The organism is Herbaspirillum sp. FG34, assembly GCF_057809315.1.
In genome coordinates this window covers 190,086-207,713 of sequence record NZ_JBMDJS010000005.1, presented here as the reverse complement: position 1 = coordinate 207,713, position 17,628 = coordinate 190,086, and the positions used below count along the sequence as shown (strand labels likewise).

Here is a 17,628-nt window from a genome sequence, read left to right as displayed (position 1 = left end):
CCTGGCCGGGGTTTTCCCGGCCAGGCAGTCATTTCGTTTCATCATTCCCCATCTGATAGCCAAAAATAGAAGGAAACATCATGGAAGTTAGTCCGTACGGATTGGAAAGCCTCTGGGCCCAAGGCGATTTCGTTACCAAGGGCGTCGCCGTCCTGTTGCTGGCCATGTCGATTGCGTCCTGGTACGTGATCTTCACCAAGGCCTTCCAGCTGCTGCGTTTCCGCAAGGCCTCGGCCGCTGCCGGTCACCAGTTCTGGGATACCACCAGCCTGCCGGAAGGCGTAGCCACCTTGGGTCATGACAATCCCTTCGCCGAAGTGGCCAAGGCCGGTGTTACCGCCATGAGCCACCACACCGCCCACAAGGGTCACCTGCATGACCAGCTGTCAGTGAGCGACTGGGTCACCCTGTCGCTGCGCCAGGCCATCGACGAAGCCTCCGGCAAGCTGCAGACCGGCATGGCCGTGCTGGCCTCGGTCGGCTCGACCGCACCCTTCGTTGGCCTGTTCGGTACCGTCTGGGGCATCTACCACGCGCTGGTGTCCATCGGCACCACCGGCCAGGCCAGCATCGACAAGGTCGCCGGTCCCGTGGGCGAAGCCCTGATCATGACCGCCCTGGGTCTGGCCGTGGCCATTCCCGCCACCTTCGGCTACAACGCTCTGGTGCGCGGCAACAAGACCACCATCGCCAAGCTCAACAAGTTCGGCTTCGACCTGCATGCCCTGTTCGTCACCGGTGCCCGCGCGGCCGGTGAAGATGGCCAGCCCAATGGCGGCAAGGCCAAGCTGACCGCCGTTGGGAGAGCATGATGGGCATGGGTTCCCTGTCCGATTCGGACGACGATTTCAATCCCGAGATCAATACCACGCCGCTGGTGGATGTGATGCTGGTCTTGCTGATCATCTTCATCATCACCATCCCGGTGATGAACCATGCGGTCAAGATCGATCTGCCCAAGGCCAGCAGCCAGCCGGACCAGGTCAAGCCGGAAAGCATCAATCTTTCCATCGACGCGGCCGGCAACGTGTTCTGGAATGAGGAAAAGATCGACAGCAGCGCATTGAGCGTGCGCATCGCCACAGCGGCCCAAAAGCAGCCGCAACCCGAAATCCACCTGCGCGCCGAGCGCACCACCCAATATGAAAAGGTGGCGCAGGTGATGTCGGCCGTGCAATCCGGGGGACTGACCAAGATCGGTTTCGTGACCGATCCTGACAAGAAGTAATCCCCCGTCGCAAGCCCACCAGGGACTGCTGCCCGGCAAGGCGCATCCCCGCATGCGCCTGCCAGGCGGGCCTGCTCCCGGAAAACCTCCCTCGCGTCGCGAGGGAGGTTTTTTTTGATTGTCAGTCAACGAGACAATCAAGGTAAGAATGATTACTGCTAATTCTTGATGAACAATCAAACCAACTCGACTATCATCCGACCGTCCGCGGTCCGGCAGCTATACGTCACCCATAATTAACGCGGTTTTCCTCTCACATCATTTTTAAAGGTAATCCCCATGAAAGGCGATCCCGCAGTCATCAAGTTGCTCAATGCTCAACTGACCAATGAGCTCACCGCCATCAACCAGTACTTCCTGCATGCGCGCATGTACAAGCACTGGGGCCTGGACAAGATCGGCGCCAAGGAATACGCCGAATCCATTGGCGAAATGAAGCACGCTGACAAGCTGATCGACCGTATCCTGATGCTCGATGGCCTGCCCAATCTGCAAGCGCTGCACAAGCTGATGATCGGCGAAAACACCCAGGAAATGCTGCAATGCGACCTGAAGCTGGAACAGGCGGCCCACAAGACCGTCAAGGAAGGCATCGCCACCTGCGAGCAGCATGGCGATTACGTCTCGCGCGAACTGTTCCAGATGATCCTGGACGACACCGAAGAACACATCGACTGGCTGGAAACCCAACTGGATCTGATCGACAAGGTCGGCATCCAGAATTACCTGCAAAGCCAGATGTCCCCGGCCAGCGAGTAATCGCCAGCCCCGGGCAAACAAAAAGCGCGCTCATCCGGGCGCGCTTTTTTCATGGGTCCATCACCAGGACGGCAATGTTGCCATGCCTCACAGATGCGGCACGGTCTCCTTGAAGCTGGCCCGTTCCGACACTTTGTCAAACAGGCGTGCCAGCTGGGGATGATCCTCGCGCCACGCCAGGTCCGGGAAACGGAATGCCAGCCAGCCCAGTGCACAACCCACGGCCACGTCGGCCAGGGTGTAGTGGTTGCCCACGCAGAAGGGCTTTTCCCCCAGGCCATCGGCCATCGCCTTCAACGACGCCTCGACCTTGCTCCATTGACGCTTGATCCATTCCGGACTCTGCTGCTTGGTTGGACGCAAGGTCTTTTCCAGACGTACCAGCACGGCCGCATCCAGCGCGCCGTCGGCCAGCGCCTCCCAACACTTGATCTCGGCGCGTTCGCGACCGTTCGGCGGCAGCAGCTTGCCTACCGGCGTGAGAGTATCGAGGTATTCGACGATCACCCGCGAATCGAACATGGCACCGCCATCATCCATCAACAGGCAGGGCACCTTGCCCAGCGGATTGCTTTCCTGGATGGTGGTCGATGCACTCCAGACATCTTCCAGGAGGAATTCGTAATCGATCTTTTTTTCGGCCATCACGACGCGCACCTTGCGCACGAACGGACTGGCATTGGAGCCGATGAGTTTTAGCATAGCGTGTGGAGTAATGATCTCGTTCGATTATAACATTCGCATTTCCTGACAAATTTATGAAGAATCAAGCCAGGAACGGAAAGCAACGGTCCCTGCGGACCGCACCGGACGGGAAAATTGGGCCGTCCGGCGTGCCGATGGTAAAATGCCTGGCTCGGGCGGTTCGGGTTTTGGCACAAAAGCCTGCCAAAACTCGCCAATCTTCAGTCAACGCATCTCATCCGTTTTCATCTTTTCCATCATGTCCCTCTCTGCTCTCTCGGCCCTGTCCCCGCTGGATGGCCGCTACGCCTCCAAGACCGATCAACTGCGTCCGCTGCTGTCTGAAGCGGGCTTCATGCACCATCGCGTGAAGGTCGAGATTGCCTGGCTGCAAGCGCTGTCCGAAGCCGGTTTTGCCGAGATCAAGCCGTTCTCGGCCAGCGCCCGCGCGCTGCTGGACAAGCTGGCCGCCGACTTCACCGAAGCCGACGCCGCCCGCATCAAGGAAATCGAAGCCGTCACCAACCACGACGTGAAGGCGGTCGAATATTGGCTCAAGGAAAAAGTGAAGGATGTGCCCGAACTGGTGGCCGCTTCCGAATTCATCCACTTCGCCTGCACCTCCGAAGACATCAACAACACATCGCACGGCATGATGTTGAAGGCCGCGCGTGACACCGTGCTGCTGCCCTCGCTGCAAGCCGTCATCGCCAAGCTCACCGCGCTGGCCCACGAACACGCCGCCGTGCCGATGCTCTCGCGTACCCACGGCCAGCCGGCCAGCCCGACCACCCTGGGCAAGGAAGTGGCCAACGTCGTGGCGCGCCTGCAACGCGCAGCCAAGCGCATCGCCGCCGTCGAGATCCTGGGCAAGATGAACGGTGCCGTGGGCAACTACAACGCCCACCTGTCGGCCTACCCGCAGACCGATTGGGCCGCCTTCTCCAAGGATGTCGTGGAAAAGCGCCTGGGCCTGACCTTCAACCCCTACACCATCCAGATCGAGCCGCACGACTACATGGCCGAGCTGTTCGATGCCGTGGCCCGCACCAACACCATCCTCTTGGACCTGAACCGCGACATCTGGGGCTACATCTCCCTGGGCTACTTCAAGCAGCGCACCAAGGCCGGCGAAATCGGCTCCTCGACCATGCCGCACAAGGTCAATCCGATCGACTTCGAAAACTCCGAAGGCAACCTGGGCATGGCCAATGCGGTCCTGAAGCACCTGGCCGAGAAGCTGCCGGTCTCGCGCTGGCAGCGTGACCTGACCGATTCCACCGTGCTGCGCAACATCGGCGTGGGCTTCGGCTACACCCTGCTGGCCTACGACAGCTGCCTGCGCGGCCTGAACAAGCTGGAAGTGAATCCGCAACGCCTGGCCGACGACCTCGACGCCACCTGGGAAGTGCTGGCCGAGCCGGTACAGACCGTCATGCGCCGCTATGGCATCGAGAATCCGTATGAGCAACTCAAGGAGCTGACCCGCGGCAAAGGCATCTCCAAGGACGCTCTGCGCGACTTCATCAATGGCCTGGCCATCCCGCAAGAGGCCAAGGATCATCTGCTGGCCATGACCCCGGCCAATTACATCGGCACCGCCGTGGAACTGGCCAAGCAAATCTGATCGTTCCTCTTCAAGATCCACAAACTGAACGAATGGCGCACAGCAATGTGCGCCATTTTTCATTTATGCCATCAAAATAGTGAAGCATTCTTAGGATTACTCGCAAAACCGGACGGCTGAAGTGCCATTTCAGCGAGTAATGCGAGCAGCCAAAGCTCTTTATACTCGGCAAGGTCAAAAAAAGTGGCATGATCGCCTGCCGCCAGGAATCTTTCGGGATTTCTCGACGCCAGCCCGGCCCGCCCGCCTGCAGAACCATTGCAGAGCCAGCCGCTCCAAATGCCACCTACGCTCGCCACATCCTATGGAACGCTATACCAAACCCGCCGTGCTGCTGCACTGGCTGATTGCCCTGTTGATCATCTCCGCCTTCGGTCTGGGACTGACCATGGTCAACATTCCCGGCCTGACGCCGACCAAGCTGAAGTATTTTTCCTGGCACAAGTGGCTGGGCGTGACCGTGCTGGCCCTGGTCTGCGTGCGACTGCTGTGGCGTCTCACGCACAAGGCCCCGGCCTATCCGGCCAACATGCCGGGCTGGCAGCAATCGGCCGCGCATGGTCTGCACCTGGGGCTGTATGTGCTGATGTTCGCCATTCCGGTCTCGGGCTATTTCTACAGCCTCTCTGCGGGCGTTCCGGTGGTGTATCTCGGCGTGGTGCCGCTGCCGGTGCTCATGGCCCCCAGCCCTGAGCTCAAGCCGCTGCTCAAGGAGGTGCACTACTGGCTCAACATGACCCTGCTGGCCGCCTTTGCCCTGCACGTGCTGGCTGCGCTGAAGCATCAGTTCATCGATCGCGACAATATCTTCAAGCGCATGCTGCCCTGATGCCCTGCAAGCCGCTTGTTACGCAAGAACATTCATATTGCTCGTTTTTTTTACGGAACCCGACATGACCGCCACTTCCTCCCTCCGCTTCCTCAAGCCCACCCTGCTGGCCCTCGCCACGGCCTGCTTCACCCTCTCCGCCCAGGCGGCCCCGCTCAAGGTGGATGCCGCCAAGAGCACTGTCGTCGCCACCTTCAAGCAACTGAACGTGCCGGTCGATGCCAAGTTCAAGAAGATCAACGCCGCCATCGACTTCGACGCCGCCAAGCCGGAACAGGGCAAGGCCTCGGTGGACATCGACGTCTCCAGCTTCGACCTGGGTGAAGCCGAGTACAACAAGGAAGTGCAGAAGAAGGAATGGTTCAACGCCGCCCAGTTCCCCAAGGCCAGCTTCGTGAGCAGCAGCATCAAGGCCGCCGGGGCAGGCAAGTATGACGTGGCCGGCAAGCTGACCATCAAGGGCAAGACCACCGATGTCAGCTTCCCGCTGACCGTCAAGAAGGACGGTGCTGCGCAAGTCTTCGACGGTGTGCTCCCCATCAAGCGCCTGACCTACAACATCGGCGAAGGTGAATGGAAGGATACCGGCATGGTGGCCGATGAGGTGAGCATCAAGTTCCACATCGTCGCCCAGTAATTCGACCCGACAACATCACAAGAAGTCGTTCCGCGCCATGACGCACCGCCCTGCAAGGGGCGGGCTCCCCAGCGGTTTTTCTCACTCAAGGAATCAATACACATGAAACTGAATCACCTCCTGCTCGCTCTGCTCACGGCCACTGCCGCCGTCTCCGCCAACGCGGCTGACACCTACAGCATCGACCCCAGCCACACCTATCCCAGCTTTGAAGCGGACCACATGGGCGTGTCCATCTGGCGCGGCAAGTTCGACAAGACCAGCGGTACCGTCACCCTGGATCGCGCCGCCAAGACCGGCACCGTGGACATCATTGTCGACACCGCCTCGATCGACTTCGGCATGGCCAAGATGAACGATCACGCCAAGAGCGCCGACATGTTCGACGTCGCCAAGTACCCCACCGCCGAATACAAGGGCACGATCAAGTTCAACGGCGACAAGCCGGCCACGGTCGAAGGCAAGCTGACCCTGCACGGCGTGACCAAGCCGGTCACCCTGACCCTGAACAAGTTCACCTGCATCCAGCATCCCATGCTCAAGCGCGAAGTCTGTGGCGGCGATGCCTCGGCATCCTTCAACCGCGCCGACTTCGGTATCGACTACGGTGCCAAATATGGCTTCTCGATGGAGACCAAGCTGGCCATCCAGGTCGAAGCCATCAAGACCAACTGATCTTTCCCGGTACGGGCGGGACCTGGTTCCGCCCAGGCCAGGCGTGAAAGCCGATGCGATAATGCATCGGCTTTTTTATTGGCGTGCCTTGCTTGCGATCATGGAGCAATCGGCTGCCAGGCCGCACAATGGCTCGCATTCGCCGTTTTGCTGCTCTGCAAAACATTTTGAAACGCGCTAATCTAGCGCCACTCCCCAAGGAGCAAGAAGCATGTCGTTAGCAGACCTACGTAAAGACTACAGCCGCGCCAGCCTGTCCGAAGTCGACACGGCCGCCGACCCGATAGACCAGTTTGCCGTCTGGTTCGAGGAAGCGACCAAGGCCCAGGTCCCCGAGCCCAACGCCATGAGCGTGGCCACCGTCGGGGCCGATGGGCGGCCTTCTTCGCGCATCGTGCTGATCAAGCAGTTCGATGCGCAGGGCTTTACCTGGTTTACCAACTACGACAGCCGCAAGGGCGTCGATGTAGCGGAAAATCCCTACGTGGCGCTGCTGTTCCACTGGGTAGAACTTGAACGCCAGGTCCGCATCGAAGGAAAGATCGAGCGCGTGAGCATGGAAGAAAGCGACGCGTACTTCTACAGTCGCCCGCTGGCCAGCCAGCTCGGCGCGATCGCCTCGCAGCAGAGCCGGACCGTGGCCAGCCGCGAGGCACTGGAGCAGCAATACGAAACGACCAAGCAACAGTTCGGGGAGCATCCGACCCGTCCGCAGCACTGGGGCGGTTACCGCGTGATTCCCGATCGCATTGAATTCTGGCAAGGCCGCCCCTCCCGCATGCACGACCGCGTGCTCTATACGCGTTCCGATGCGGGCCAGTGGCAACGGCAGCGCCTGCAGCCCTGACGACATCCCCATGCCAGGCAGGGCCGTACAGCATTCATCACTGACGCGGAGGACATCGTGTTTTGGGAAAAGAAGCTAGACGCCTGGGTAGAAAACATTCGCAACGTGTCGGCCCTGCCACTGCGGCTGGAGCTATGGAACGGACAGCATTACGACTTCAGCAGCGGCACGCCCGAAGTCACGCTCAAGGTTCCTCATGCCTCAGCCATCACTTCACTGCTCACGCCCTCGCTGGCCAACCTGGGCGAAGCCTACGTCGAGGGCAAGATCGAGGTCGAGGGCAAGGTCAAGAGCATCATTCAGGTCGCCAACGGCCTGGCTTCCAACACCCTCAAGGCCGAGGGCCGGCTGGGCCGCATGGTGCGCAACGTGACGCACACCAAGAAGCGCGACGCCGAAGCCATCCAGTATCACTACGATGTCTCCAACGACTTCTACAAGTTGTTCCTGGATGAGAACATGGTGTATTCCTGCGCCTACTTCGAGAACGGCGACGAGGACCTCGCCACGGCCCAGCTCAAGAAGATCGACCACATCCTGCAGAAGATCCAGTTGAAGCCCGGCCAGACCCTGCTCGACATCGGCTGCGGCTGGGGCGCGCTGGTATTGCGGGCGGCGCAGAAATTTGGCGCGCGCTGCGTGGGGGTGACGCTCTCCAGGAACCAGTACGCCTTGGCACGTGAGCGGGTGGAAGCGGCCGGTCTCAGCGACCGCATCGAAATCCGCCTGCAGGACTACCGCGACGTCACCGGCACCTTCGACCGCATTACCTCCGTGGGCATGTTCGAGCATGTGGGCATCAAGAATTTGCCGACGTATTTTGCCCAGATCAGGAAGCTGCTGGCCGATGGCGGCATGGCCATGAACCACGGCATCACCAGCACCGACATCGAGAATGGCGAGTCGCCCTATGGCGCCGGTGAGTTCATCGACAAGTACGTCTTCCCCGCCGGTGAACTGCCGCACATCAGCACGGTACTACGGACCATGCAGGAAGGCGGACTGGAAGCCTTTGACGTGGAAAACCTGCGGCGCCACTATGCCCGCACCTGCGGTATCTGGGCCGACAATTTCGAAGCCAATGCCGAGGCCATCCATCGCGTGACCGACGAGAAGCGCTACCGCATCTGGCGCGTCTACCTGGCCGGCAGTGCTTACGGTTTCGAACGTGACTGGATTTCGCTGCATCAGGTCATCTGCACCAAGGCCGGCCGCAGCGCACAGCAGCTGCCCTGGTCGCGCAAGTACATCTACGCACAACAATAAGCATTCGCCAGCCCCATGAAGCAACGGGCCTGCCCTCTTCCGGGGGCAGGCCCGTTGTACGTCATACGTGGTACGTAGTGATGCGCAGCGAGGCTTTATTCAGGCTTGCTCTTCTCGGCAAACACCTCCCGCAACTTGGCCACCTTGGGCGCCACCACGAAGGCGCAGTAGCCCTGGAAGGGATGCTGCACGAAGTAGTTCTGATGGTAGTCCTCGGCACGGTAATAGGTTTGCGGCGGCGAGAGTTCGGTCACGATGGGGGCATCCCATACCAGCGCCATCTCGGCGATGATGTGTCTGGCCGTGTCGTGCTGGATGTCGTCCTGATAGTAAATAACTGAACGATATTGCGTGCCCACGTCATTGCCCTGTCTGTTGAGCGTGGTCGGATCATGGATGGTGAAGAAAATTTCCAGAATCTCGCGGAAGCTGATCTGCTGCGGATCGAAGGCCAGCTTGACCACTTCCGCATGCCCGGTCTGACCGCCACACACCTGTTCATAACTGGGATTGGCGACGCTGCCACCGGTATAGCCGGACTCCACCGACTGCACGCCCTTGACCTGCTGGTAGACCGCTTCCAGGCACCAGAAGCAACCGCCGCCCAGTACTGCAATTTCCGTGGCCATGATGTTCTCCCGTTAAGTTGCTTGTTGCCAAACTTTACCCCAATTCAGTGCTTCAGGTGCGGTCGATGTGAAGCAGTGTCAAGCTGCCAGGCAACCGTGACCGGACGGCACGGCAAGACTGCGCGCGATCCGCTATCATGTGCATCTCTGCGCATTGACCGGCTGTCCGCAAGGCAAATACCGGGCGCTTCGACCTCCAACCAGACTCCCGATGCACACACGTTTCCCCCGCGCCGAAGCGCGTCAGTTCGACGCGGCGCACTTTCGCCAGGCCCTGTCGCAGTTCGCCACGGGCGTCACCGTCATCACCACCCGACTGGCCGATGGCAGCTTGCTGGGACTGACCGCCAGCTCCTTCAACTCGGTCTCGCTGGACCCGCCCCTGGTGCTGTGGAGCCTGGGTACGCGCGCCAACAGCCTGCCGGTGTTCTCCGGCAATTCGCATTACGTCATCAACATCCTCGGCGCCGACCAGGCACATCTGGCGCAACAGTTCGCCAGCAAGATGGAAAACCGCTTCGAAGGCGTGCCCTACTCACTCTCGCGCACCGGCCAGCCCGTGCTGGATGGCGCCTCGGCCTGGTTCGAATGCCACAACCGCAGCCAGTACCCGGAAGGCGACCACGTCATCTTCGTCGGTGAAGTCGAACACTGCGAAGTCGATCCGAAGGCTGCCCTGGTCTTCCACAATGGCCGCTTCGTCAAGACCGAAACATTCTGAACACCAGGGCCGGCGCTGTTGCCGGTCGCATCAATGAAAATGGCGCCCGGATTGCTCCGGGCGCCATTTTTTCAGCCGTGTTGCCGACTTAGAACTTGTAGCCGATCGACAGGAAGGTCACGATCGGATCCAGCGTGATGGTTGTCTTGTAACGCTGTGCACCCAGTGCCGCCAGGGAGCCCGCCGGTTGGGCGGTGATGTCCGCGTCGGTCTTGAGCGGGATGTAGGAAACCGACAGGCTGGCAGACCAGCGATCGTTGAAGGCATAGGTCGCACCACCCGTGAGCACCGGCGCCCACGAGGAACTCAGGCTGGCCGTGGCCGTGCCGCCGCTGTTGAGCGAAGCGGAATTCTGGAAGCTGCGCGACAGCGACACATCCGAATACCACACATAGGTCACACCCGCGCCCACGAAGGGACGGAAGGCATCATTGGCACCACCGAAGTAGTACTTGGCGACGATCGCCGGGCTCCACTGCTTGGCCTTGCCCAGTTCACCCAGCGCTTGCAGGTCGCCCGTGCCCTTGAGCTTGAATTCCGGGGGAATCCCCAGGTCTGCGGTCAAGGCAAAGTTGTCGGTGAAGAAGTGCGTGAAGGCGATGCCGACCGTATCGGCATCGCTGACCGAAGAGGTGCGGTTCGGGAAGCTGCCGGCGCTGGGGCCATTGAGCTTGGTCAGGCCACCACTGGAATCCTGCGGCGCCAGATGGAACCAGCCCAGGTTGACGATATTGCTGCCCGCCGTCTGCGCCATGGCCGGTACAGCGCACGCCGCCATCACGGACAGGGCGGCGATTTTGGGCAGGAAGGAAAATTGTTTTTGCATTGCTGTCTCCAAGAGTTGCGGGCAGTGCCCGGATTTTTTATTCCCGACGTCTGGCGTCTGACGGGATTGGGTTCACGGCTGGTTACCGTTTTTTCATTATTCTGCGTAAGTTCACGTAACTGATGGATACGCGTTTTTACGCTGACGAAACAAAAAGAACGCACGTGCTATTTCGTGGAGATACTATGCCAGCTTTGTCACAGTTTGTATAGAAGATGTGAAGAGCACGACCGTGCTTGTCTTCTTTTGGCAACCGAGTACTGACCCGAAAGTCAGTACCAGAGCGGCAGACCGGGATAGGGCCGGACAAGGGAGGGACTGCAGCGACCAGACCGGGGGGCTTTGCAAGCACGATACGAGCGCCGTCGCGCTAGTGGCGTGCAATGGCCTGTGCGCTGTGCTGCGGTGTTGCGGTTCAGCGCTCCAGCAGGCGCGCCAGCACACCCTGCGAATCAAAAGCGGCGCGCCGCAGGCGGTCATTGACGCCCTGCCATTCTGCAGCCGGCGGCAAGGACTCCACCACGATCAGGTCAGCCCCGGCATGATCCATGTCACGCAGCGCGGCGTAGAGGTCATGGGCATAGGCATCGGCGCTCTGGGGCATGGTACGGGTGGCCATCACTGCGGGCAGCTCTTCGCCACGGAATTGGCGTTGAATCAGGGCGAGCTTCTGGCCGATGCCAGCCAGCCTGTGCAACAGATCAGGGAGCTCGCTCACCGCCGCCTGCACCACCGGCGTATGCGGCGCGTAATGAGCATCGAGCGTCCCCGAAGCACGCGGTGCAGTGGCATCGGGCGTGGCCAGGGGAACGCCCAGTACCGCAGCGATACGGTCGGCGCTGATCTGGCCAGGACGCAGCAGCACCGGACCATGCGTGTCGATGCGGGACAGATCGACGATGGTGGACTCGATACCCACTTCACTCTGCCCACCATCGAGCACGTAATCCACCAGGCTGTGGGCATCGTTGCCGAATTCCTCGCGCACATGCTCGGCGGTAGTCGGGCTGACATGTCCGAACTTGTTGGCCGAGGGACCGGCGATACCGCCCTTGCCGCCGCGGAATTCCCGCAGCAGCGCCTGCGCCACCGGATGCGAAGGGCAACGCACCCCCACCGAATCCTGGCCACCGGCCACGGCATCGGGAATGTGCGCCGCACGCTTGAGAATGAGCGTGAGCGGACCCGGCCAGAACGAGGCAATGAGGCGACGCGCTTCCACCGGTACCGAGGCGGCCCAGTAAGCGATATCAGCTTCGGGCGACACGTGCACGATCACCGGATGATTGGCCGGTCGTCCCTTGGCCGCATAGATGGCGGCAATCGCGGCCGGGTTCTCGGCATCGCCACCGAGGCCGTAGACGGTCTCGGTCGGGAACGCCACCAGGCCACCCTGCTCCAGCTTGCGGGCGGCATACATGATGGCTGCCGCATCGATGACCGGTGTGGAAGAAGCGCGCTTGTCGTTCATCACCCGCCTCGCTTACAACGTGATGCCTAGGATGGCGCAGGCTGCTGCCAGCTGGCGCTGCGCATCAGCCAAGGTGGCACCGGTGAAGGTGACATGGCCCATCTTGCGGCCACGGCGCGCTTCGGCCTTGCCGTACAGGTGCAGGTGCGCACCGGGCAGCGCCAGCACCTGATCCCAGGCAGGCTCGCGCTGCTGATCGCCCTCGCCTTCGTACCAGACATCACCCAGGATGTTGAGCATCACCGAAGGCGAATGCTGGCGCGTATCGCCCAGCGGCAGGCGCGCCATGGCGCGGGCCTGTTGTTCGAACTGGCTGGTGACGCAGACATCGATGGTGTAATGACCGCTGTTGTGCGGACGCGGGGCCATCTCGTTGACCACCAGCGCGCCGTCTTCCAGCACGAAGAATTCGATGCACAGCACGCCCACGTACTGCATCGCACCGATGATCTGCAAAGCCGCCTGCTGCGCACGCTCGGCGGCATCGGCCTTGATGTTGGGGCCGGGTACGGTGGTGGTGAAGAGGATGCCATCGCGATGCACGTTCTCGGCAATCGGATAGACCACGGCCTGACCATCATGGCCGCGCGCCACCAGTACCGAAACTTCATAGGCCAGCGGCAGCATCTTCTCCAGCACGCAGGTCACGCCCTTCATGGCGGCGAAGGCGCTGCGCACTTCTTCCACCGAACGCACGCGTACCTGGCCCTTGCCGTCATAACCCATGCGGGCCGTCTTGAGGATGCCCGGCAGCAGGTTGGCATCGAGGCCATCGATGTCGGCCTCGCTATTGATCACCAGGTGCGGTGCCGGCAGCACGCCGGACTGCGATCCGCATTCGGTGAAGAAAGCCTTCTCGGCCGTGCGGTCCTGCGCAATCGACACACCAGACGCAGCCGGTGCCACGAAGGTCTGCGCCGCCAGCGTGGCCAGGCTCCTGGCCGAGACATTTTCAAACTCGGTCGTCACCGCTGCACACAGCGCACCCAACTCCGCCAGCGCCGCACCGTCGTCGTAGGCGGCGTTGATGAGGCGGTCCGCCACCTGCCCGGCCGGGCAGTCGGCATCGGCTTCCAGCACGGCGACCTTGAAGCCCATGCTCTGCGCCGCGTGGGCGAACATGCGACCGAGCTGGCCACCGCCCATCACGCCCAGCCAGGTGGCCGGGGTGGTCGAGGGAACGGCGGGACGAAGGGTGGAGGCGGACTGCTGGGTCATACAGGCAACTTCATGTCGAGGGCGACTTGCGTCTGGGTCTTGCGGAAGGCTTCCAGCTTTTCAGCCAGAGCCGCGTCGGTGGTGGCCAGCATGGCGATGGCGGAGAGCGCCGCATTGGCGGCACCGGCTTCACCGATGGCATAGGTGGCCACCGGAATGCCCTTGGGCATCTGCACGATGGACAGCAGCGAATCCTCGCCACGCAGGTACTTGGAGGGCACGGGCACACCCAGCACCGGTACGATGGTCTTGGCCGCGATCATGCCCGGCAGGTGCGCAGCACCGCCGGCACCGGCGATGATGGCGCGCAGCCCGCGCGCGCGGGCGCTCTCGGCGTAGGCGAACATCTGGTCCGGCATGCGGTGTGCGGAAATCACCTGGGCTTCGAAGGGCACGCCAAAGTCCTTCAGGATGGCGACCGCATTCTGCATCACCTCCCAGTCCGAGGACGAGCCCATGACCACGCCGATCAGCGGTTTGACAGTATCGTTCATATCCGCCCCCGTCAGTCCTTGAGCTTCTCGCCGGTGAGGCGTTCCAGCGCCTCGCGGTACTTGGCGCCGGTCTTTTCGATCACATCGGCCGGAAGCGCCGGTGCAGGCGGGGTCTTCTGCCAGCCCTCGACGGTTTCCAGGTAGTCGCGCACGAATTGCTTGTCGAAGGACGGCGGCGAAATACCCACCTGGTAACTGTCAGCCGGCCAGAAGCGCGAAGAGTCCGCAGTCAGCACTTCATCCATCAGGTGCAGCACGCCATTGTCATCCAGGCCGAATTCGAACTTGGTGTCGGCGATGATGATGCCACGCGTGGCCGCATAGTCAGCGGCTTCCTTGTAGAGCTGGATGGCGACGTCGCGGATCTTGTGGGCCAGCTCGGAGCCGATGCGCTTTTCGGTTTCTTCAAAGCTGATGTTTTCGTCGTGTTCGCCCAGGTCGGCCTTGGCGGCCGGGGTGAAGATCGGCTGCTCCAGCTTGGAAGCCTGTTGCAGACCGGCCGGCAGCTTGATGCCGCAGATCGCACCGGTGGCCTGGTAATCCTTCCAGCCGGAACCGATGATGTAGCCGCGCACCACGGCTTCCACCAGGATCGGCTTCAAGCGCTTGGCCACCACGGCGCGTCCGCGCACCTGCTCCACTTCGGCCGGGCTCACCACGGACTCGGGATCGACGCCGGTCAGGTGATTGGGCACGATATGGCCCAGCTTGTCGAACCAGAAATCGCTCATCTGGTTCAGGACCTTGCCCTTGCCGGGGATCGGTTCATTCATGATGACGTCGAAGGCCGACAGGCGGTCGGTGGTCACGATCAACAGCTTGTCGTCGCCGACGGCATAGTTTTCGCGGACCTTGCCTGTGCCCAACAGCGGCAGGGAAGTGATCGAGGATTTGTAGAGACTGCTCATGGTGGTCTTCTCGTAAAGTCAAAAACCGGAATCGCCATTTTCAGGGCGATTCCGGTCGGTGGGGCCTTGCGTCCGGCGTAGGCCGATGAACGCTTGTGCGCTTACTGGACGATCTGTGCCAGTTCGCCGCTCTTGTACTTCTCGGCGATCTTTTCCAGCGAGACCGGCTTGATCTTGCCAGCCTGGCCTTCGCAACCGAAGGACAGGAAACGCGCCTTGCAGACCAGCTTGGCGGCTTCGCGGGCGGGCTTGAGGTAGTCGCGCGGGTCGAACTTGGACGGGTTCTCGAACAGGTAGCGGCGGATCGCACCGGTCATGGCCAGACGGATGTCGGTGTCGATGTTGATCTTGCGCACGCCGTGCTTGATACCTTCCTGGATTTCTTCGACGGGCACGCCGTAGGTTTCCTTCATGTCACCGCCGAATTCGCGGATCTCGGCCAGCAGTTCCTGCGGCACCGACGAAGAACCGTGCATCACCAGGTGGGTGTTGGGGATGCGGGCGTGGATTTCCTTGATGCGATCAATCGCCAGGATGTCGCCGGTGGGCTTGCGCGAGAACTTGTAGGCACCGTGCGAAGTACCGATGGCAATGGCCAGCGCGTCGCACTGGGTGGCCTTGACGAAGTCGGCAGCCTGGTTCACGTCGGTGAGCAGCTGTTCGCGGGTCATGGTGCCGTCGGCGCCGTGGCCGTCTTCCTTGTCACCCTTCATGGTTTCCAGCGAACCCAGCACACCCAGTTCGGCTTCCACGGTCACGCCGATGGCGTGCGAGAACTCCACCACCTTGCGCGAGACTTCGACGTTGTACTCGTAGCTGGCCACGGTCTTGCCGTCGGCTTCCAGCGAACCATCCATCATGACCGAAGAGAAACCGGACTTGATGGCGGCCATGCAGACGGCCGGCGACTGGCCGTGATCCTGGTGCATCACCACCGGGATGTGCGGATAGGCTTCCACGGCCGCCGAGATCAGGTGGCGCAGGAAGGCTTCACCGGCATATTTGCGGGCACCGGCGGAGGCCTGCATGATCACGGGCGCGCCGACTTCGTTGGCGGCTTCCATGATGGCGGTGACCTGCTCCAGGTTGTTGACGTTGAAAGCCGGCAGGCCATAACCGTTTTCAGCGGCGTGGTCCAGCAATTGACGCATGGATACGAGAGGCATGATGAAACTCCAGAACGATGAAAAAATCAGTACTCGCCAACGCGCAGGATCTTCAGCGCATTGGTGCCGCCGACCTGACCGATGGGCTCGCCCCAGGTCACGACGATGAGATCACCCTTCTGCACCACGCCTTGCGCCAGCAGCAGATCCTGGGCGCCCTTCAACATGGCTTCGGTGTCGGGCGCCTGGGCCAGTTCCAGCGTGTGCACATTGCGGAACAGGGCCGCCTTGCGGCGCGTGGCGACATTGGGGGTGATCGCGAAGATCGGGATATCGATGTTGTGACGGCTCATCCACAGCGCCGTCGAACCGGATTCGGTGAGCGCGGCAATCGCCTTCACGCGCAGGTGGTGCGCGGTGAACAGCGCGCCGTAGGCAATGGACTGGTCCACGCGGGTAAAGCGCAGGTTCAGGAAGTCCGCATCCAGCTGCACATTCTCGGAGCGCTCGGCTTCCAGGCAGATGGCCGACATGGCTTCCACGGTTTCCACCGGATACTTGCCGGAGGCAGTCTCGGCCGAAGTCATGACGGCATCGGTACCATCCAGCACGGCGTTGGCCACGTCGGAGACTTCGGCGCGGGTCGGCACGGCGTTGACGATCATGGACTCCATCATCTGGGTCGCGGTGATGGTCAGCTTGTTGGAGGCGCGCGCCATCTTGATCATGCGCTTCTGCAAGCCCGGCACGGCGGCATTGCCCACTTCCACGGCCAGGTCGCCACGGGCCACCATGATGCCGTCGGAGGCATCCAGGATTTCCTGCAGCAGGGGGATGGCTTCGGCGCGCTCGATCTTGGCGATCATCATCGGCTTGTGGCCGAAGGGCTCACCGGCCACGTTGGAGAGCTGACGCGCCATTTCCATGTCGGTGGCGTTCTTGGGGAAGGACACGGCCACGTAATCAGCCTGGAAGCTCATGGCGGTCTTGATGTCGTCCATGTCCTTGGCCGTCAGCGCCGGTGCGGACAGGCCGCCACCCTGGCGGTTGATGCCCTTGTTGTTGGACAGCTCGCCGCCGATCTTGACCACGGTGTGAATCTCGTTGCCGATCACGCGCTCGACCTTGAGCACGATCAGGCCATCGTTCAACAGCAGGATGTCGTTGCCCTTCAGGTCACGCGGCAGTGCCTTGTAGTCCAGGCCCACGCGTTCCTGATTGCCCATCTGGCAATCGGAATCGAGGATGAACTTGTCGCCGTTGGCCAGCATGATCTTGCCATTCTCGAACTTGCCCACGCGGATCTTGGGACCTTGCAGGTCGGCCATGATGGCGACCTTCTTGCCGCATTCGTCGGCCACTTCGCGCACCAGGGTAGCGCGGTCGATGTGGTCCTGCGGCTTGCCGTGCGAGAAATTGAGGCGCACGACGTCAACGCCGGCGCGGATCATGCGGGTCAGGGTTTCACGGTCGCTGGATGCGGGACCGATGGTGGCGACGATTTTTGTTGCTCTGGACATGAATACCTTCTGGTTGCGACTTGGTGATAGAAGCCCGCTGCCCGGCCCGATGCAGGGCCGATCAGGCGGAGAGCTTCCGCCCCGAACGCGCGTCTCGGACGCGTTCATCATTGGTGGTGCTACAGACTCAGAATCCGGATGGAACAGCCGGGCGCCGCGCCCGGCAACAGGGCGCAGCGCCGG

General features: G+C 61.5%; 19 protein-coding genes. 10 read left to right on the top strand and 9 right to left on the bottom strand.

What is annotated here, in order from left to right:
* The first annotated feature begins 80 nt into the window (after nt 1-80).
* The 3 genes from ACODSZ_RS08855 (at nt 81) to bfr (ending at nt 1,987) form a co-directional block, all read left to right on the top strand.
* Nucleotides 81-812, top strand: a complete 732-nt coding sequence (locus ACODSZ_RS08855; protein WP_039786252.1) for a MotA/TolQ/ExbB proton channel family protein — start codon at nt 81-83, stop codon at nt 810-812.
* Nucleotides 812-1,228 (top strand): ExbD/TolR family protein, encoded by a 417-nt coding sequence (locus tag ACODSZ_RS08850; protein ID WP_008325633.1) that lies wholly within the window; start codon nt 812-814, stop codon nt 1,226-1,228. Before ACODSZ_RS08855 ends, ACODSZ_RS08850 begins: the two co-directional genes overlap by 1 nt.
* A gap of 279 nt (nt 1,229-1,507) precedes the next feature.
* Nucleotides 1,508-1,987 carry a bacterioferritin gene (bfr, locus tag ACODSZ_RS08845; RefSeq protein ID WP_008325625.1) on the top strand — a complete coding sequence of 160 codons (480 nt, stop codon included), beginning with the start codon at nt 1,508-1,510 and terminating at the stop codon, nt 1,985-1,987.
* 87 nt (nt 1,988-2,074) lie between these two features.
* Here the strand turns inward: bfr and ACODSZ_RS08840 are convergent, their stop codons facing one another.
* Nucleotides 2,075-2,689: a glutathione S-transferase family protein gene (locus tag ACODSZ_RS08840; RefSeq protein WP_008325623.1), complete on the bottom strand. Its 615-nt coding sequence runs from the start codon at nt 2,687-2,689 to the stop codon at nt 2,075-2,077.
* A 241-nt stretch (nt 2,690-2,930) separates the two neighbouring features.
* Here ACODSZ_RS08840 and purB point away from each other — a divergent pair, with 241 nt between their 5' ends.
* The 6 genes from purB (at nt 2,931) to ACODSZ_RS08810 (ending at nt 8,552) form a co-directional block, all read left to right on the top strand.
* Nucleotides 2,931-4,298, top strand: coding sequence for an adenylosuccinate lyase (gene purB, locus ACODSZ_RS08835; RefSeq protein ID WP_488927414.1), 1,368 nt, complete (start codon nt 2,931-2,933; stop codon nt 4,296-4,298).
* A 304-nt stretch (nt 4,299-4,602) separates the two neighbouring features.
* On the top strand, nt 4,603-5,127 hold the full coding sequence (locus tag ACODSZ_RS08830) for a cytochrome b (protein ID WP_175342648.1): 525 nt from the start codon (nt 4,603-4,605) through the stop codon (nt 5,125-5,127).
* A gap of 64 nt (nt 5,128-5,191) precedes the next feature.
* Complete coding sequence (locus tag ACODSZ_RS08825) at nt 5,192-5,764, top strand: YceI family protein (RefSeq protein ID WP_488927413.1); 573 nt, start codon at nt 5,192-5,194, stop codon at nt 5,762-5,764.
* A 102-nt stretch (nt 5,765-5,866) separates the two neighbouring features.
* Nucleotides 5,867-6,439: a YceI family protein gene (locus tag ACODSZ_RS08820; RefSeq protein ID WP_008325614.1), complete on the top strand. Its 573-nt coding sequence runs from the start codon at nt 5,867-5,869 to the stop codon at nt 6,437-6,439.
* A gap of 211 nt (nt 6,440-6,650) precedes the next feature.
* Nucleotides 6,651-7,286, top strand: a complete 636-nt coding sequence (gene pdxH, locus ACODSZ_RS08815; RefSeq protein ID WP_008325612.1) for a pyridoxamine 5'-phosphate oxidase — start codon at nt 6,651-6,653, stop codon at nt 7,284-7,286.
* 57 nt (nt 7,287-7,343) lie between these two features.
* On the top strand, nt 7,344-8,552 hold the full coding sequence (locus ACODSZ_RS08810) for a class I SAM-dependent methyltransferase (RefSeq protein WP_175342646.1): 1,209 nt from the start codon (nt 7,344-7,346) through the stop codon (nt 8,550-8,552).
* Between the two features lie 95 nt (nt 8,553-8,647).
* Here ACODSZ_RS08810 and msrA read toward each other — a convergent pair whose 3' ends face one another.
* Nucleotides 8,648-9,181, bottom strand: a complete 534-nt coding sequence (gene msrA, locus ACODSZ_RS08805) for a peptide-methionine (S)-S-oxide reductase MsrA (RefSeq protein ID WP_008325606.1) — start codon at nt 9,179-9,181, stop codon at nt 8,648-8,650.
* Nucleotides 9,182-9,392: 211 nt separating this feature from the next.
* Between msrA and ACODSZ_RS08800 the strand changes: the two genes are divergently transcribed.
* Entirely contained in the window at nt 9,393-9,902 is a 510-nt protein-coding gene (locus ACODSZ_RS08800) for a flavin reductase family protein (RefSeq protein ID WP_008325604.1), read from the top strand.
* Between the two features lie 88 nt (nt 9,903-9,990).
* Here the strand turns inward: ACODSZ_RS08800 and ACODSZ_RS08795 are convergent, their stop codons facing one another.
* The 7 genes from ACODSZ_RS08795 to pyk all read right to left on the bottom strand — a co-directional run bounded on the left by ACODSZ_RS08795 (nt 9,991) and on the right by pyk (nt 17,445).
* Nucleotides 9,991-10,728 (bottom strand): OmpW/AlkL family protein, encoded by a 738-nt coding sequence (locus tag ACODSZ_RS08795; protein WP_241821824.1) that lies wholly within the window; start codon nt 10,726-10,728, stop codon nt 9,991-9,993.
* Nucleotides 10,729-11,143: 415 nt separating this feature from the next.
* Nucleotides 11,144-12,199, bottom strand: coding sequence for an L-threonylcarbamoyladenylate synthase (locus ACODSZ_RS08790; protein WP_175342644.1), 1,056 nt, complete (start codon nt 12,197-12,199; stop codon nt 11,144-11,146).
* A gap of 12 nt (nt 12,200-12,211) precedes the next feature.
* Nucleotides 12,212-13,417, bottom strand: a complete 1,206-nt coding sequence (locus ACODSZ_RS08785) for a 5-(carboxyamino)imidazole ribonucleotide synthase (RefSeq protein ID WP_488927412.1) — start codon at nt 13,415-13,417, stop codon at nt 12,212-12,214.
* Nucleotides 13,414-13,911 (bottom strand): 5-(carboxyamino)imidazole ribonucleotide mutase, encoded by a 498-nt coding sequence (purE, locus tag ACODSZ_RS08780; protein ID WP_008325593.1) that lies wholly within the window; start codon nt 13,909-13,911, stop codon nt 13,414-13,416. Before purE ends, ACODSZ_RS08785 begins: the two co-directional genes overlap by 4 nt.
* Before the next feature lie 11 nt (nt 13,912-13,922).
* A complete protein-coding gene (locus ACODSZ_RS08775) occupies nt 13,923-14,819 on the bottom strand; it encodes a phosphoribosylaminoimidazolesuccinocarboxamide synthase (RefSeq protein WP_175342642.1) in 897 nt (298 codons plus the stop codon).
* Between the two features lie 101 nt (nt 14,820-14,920).
* Nucleotides 14,921-15,985: a class II fructose-bisphosphate aldolase gene (gene fba / locus ACODSZ_RS08770; RefSeq protein ID WP_006461735.1), complete on the bottom strand. Its 1,065-nt coding sequence runs from the start codon at nt 15,983-15,985 to the stop codon at nt 14,921-14,923.
* A 26-nt stretch (nt 15,986-16,011) separates the two neighbouring features.
* Nucleotides 16,012-17,445, bottom strand: coding sequence for a pyruvate kinase (gene pyk, locus ACODSZ_RS08765; RefSeq protein ID WP_008325578.1), 1,434 nt, complete (start codon nt 17,443-17,445; stop codon nt 16,012-16,014).
* Nucleotides 17,446-17,628: the final 183 nt, after the last annotated feature.

What these genes read in the sequence shown, in the direction of transcription:
- ACODSZ_RS08855 (WP_039786252.1), top strand. Translation starts at nt 81, where the DNA reads ATGGAAGTTAGTCCGTACGGATTGGAAAGCCTCTGGGCCCAAGGCGAT.
- ACODSZ_RS08850 (WP_008325633.1), top strand. Translation starts at nt 812, where the DNA reads ATGGGCATGGGTTCCCTGTCCGATTCGGACGACGATTTCAATCCCGAG.
- bfr (WP_008325625.1), top strand. Translation starts at nt 1,508, where the DNA reads ATGAAAGGCGATCCCGCAGTCATCAAGTTGCTCAATGCTCAACTGACC.
- ACODSZ_RS08840 (WP_008325623.1), bottom strand. Translation starts at nt 2,689, where the DNA reads ATGCTAAAACTCATCGGCTCCAATGCCAGTCCGTTCGTGCGCAAGGTG.
- purB (WP_488927414.1), top strand. Translation starts at nt 2,931, where the DNA reads ATGTCCCTCTCTGCTCTCTCGGCCCTGTCCCCGCTGGATGGCCGCTAC.
- ACODSZ_RS08830 (WP_175342648.1), top strand. Translation starts at nt 4,603, where the DNA reads ATGGAACGCTATACCAAACCCGCCGTGCTGCTGCACTGGCTGATTGCC.
- ACODSZ_RS08825 (WP_488927413.1), top strand. Translation starts at nt 5,192, where the DNA reads ATGACCGCCACTTCCTCCCTCCGCTTCCTCAAGCCCACCCTGCTGGCC.
- ACODSZ_RS08820 (WP_008325614.1), top strand. Translation starts at nt 5,867, where the DNA reads ATGAAACTGAATCACCTCCTGCTCGCTCTGCTCACGGCCACTGCCGCC.
- pdxH (WP_008325612.1), top strand. Translation starts at nt 6,651, where the DNA reads ATGTCGTTAGCAGACCTACGTAAAGACTACAGCCGCGCCAGCCTGTCC.
- msrA (WP_008325606.1), bottom strand. Translation starts at nt 9,181, where the DNA reads ATGGCCACGGAAATTGCAGTACTGGGCGGCGGTTGCTTCTGGTGCCTG.
- ACODSZ_RS08800 (WP_008325604.1), top strand. Translation starts at nt 9,393, where the DNA reads ATGCACACACGTTTCCCCCGCGCCGAAGCGCGTCAGTTCGACGCGGCG.
- ACODSZ_RS08795 (WP_241821824.1), bottom strand. Translation starts at nt 10,728, where the DNA reads ATGCAAAAACAATTTTCCTTCCTGCCCAAAATCGCCGCCCTGTCCGTG.
- ACODSZ_RS08790 (WP_175342644.1), bottom strand. Translation starts at nt 12,199, where the DNA reads ATGAACGACAAGCGCGCTTCTTCCACACCGGTCATCGATGCGGCAGCC.
- ACODSZ_RS08785 (WP_488927412.1), bottom strand. Translation starts at nt 13,417, where the DNA reads ATGACCCAGCAGTCCGCCTCCACCCTTCGTCCCGCCGTTCCCTCGACC.
- purE (WP_008325593.1), bottom strand. Translation starts at nt 13,911, where the DNA reads ATGAACGATACTGTCAAACCGCTGATCGGCGTGGTCATGGGCTCGTCC.
- ACODSZ_RS08775 (WP_175342642.1), bottom strand. Translation starts at nt 14,819, where the DNA reads ATGAGCAGTCTCTACAAATCCTCGATCACTTCCCTGCCGCTGTTGGGC.
- fba (WP_006461735.1), bottom strand. Translation starts at nt 15,985, where the DNA reads ATGCCTCTCGTATCCATGCGTCAATTGCTGGACCACGCCGCTGAAAAC.
- pyk (WP_008325578.1), bottom strand. Translation starts at nt 17,445, where the DNA reads ATGTCCAGAGCAACAAAAATCGTCGCCACCATCGGTCCCGCATCCAGC.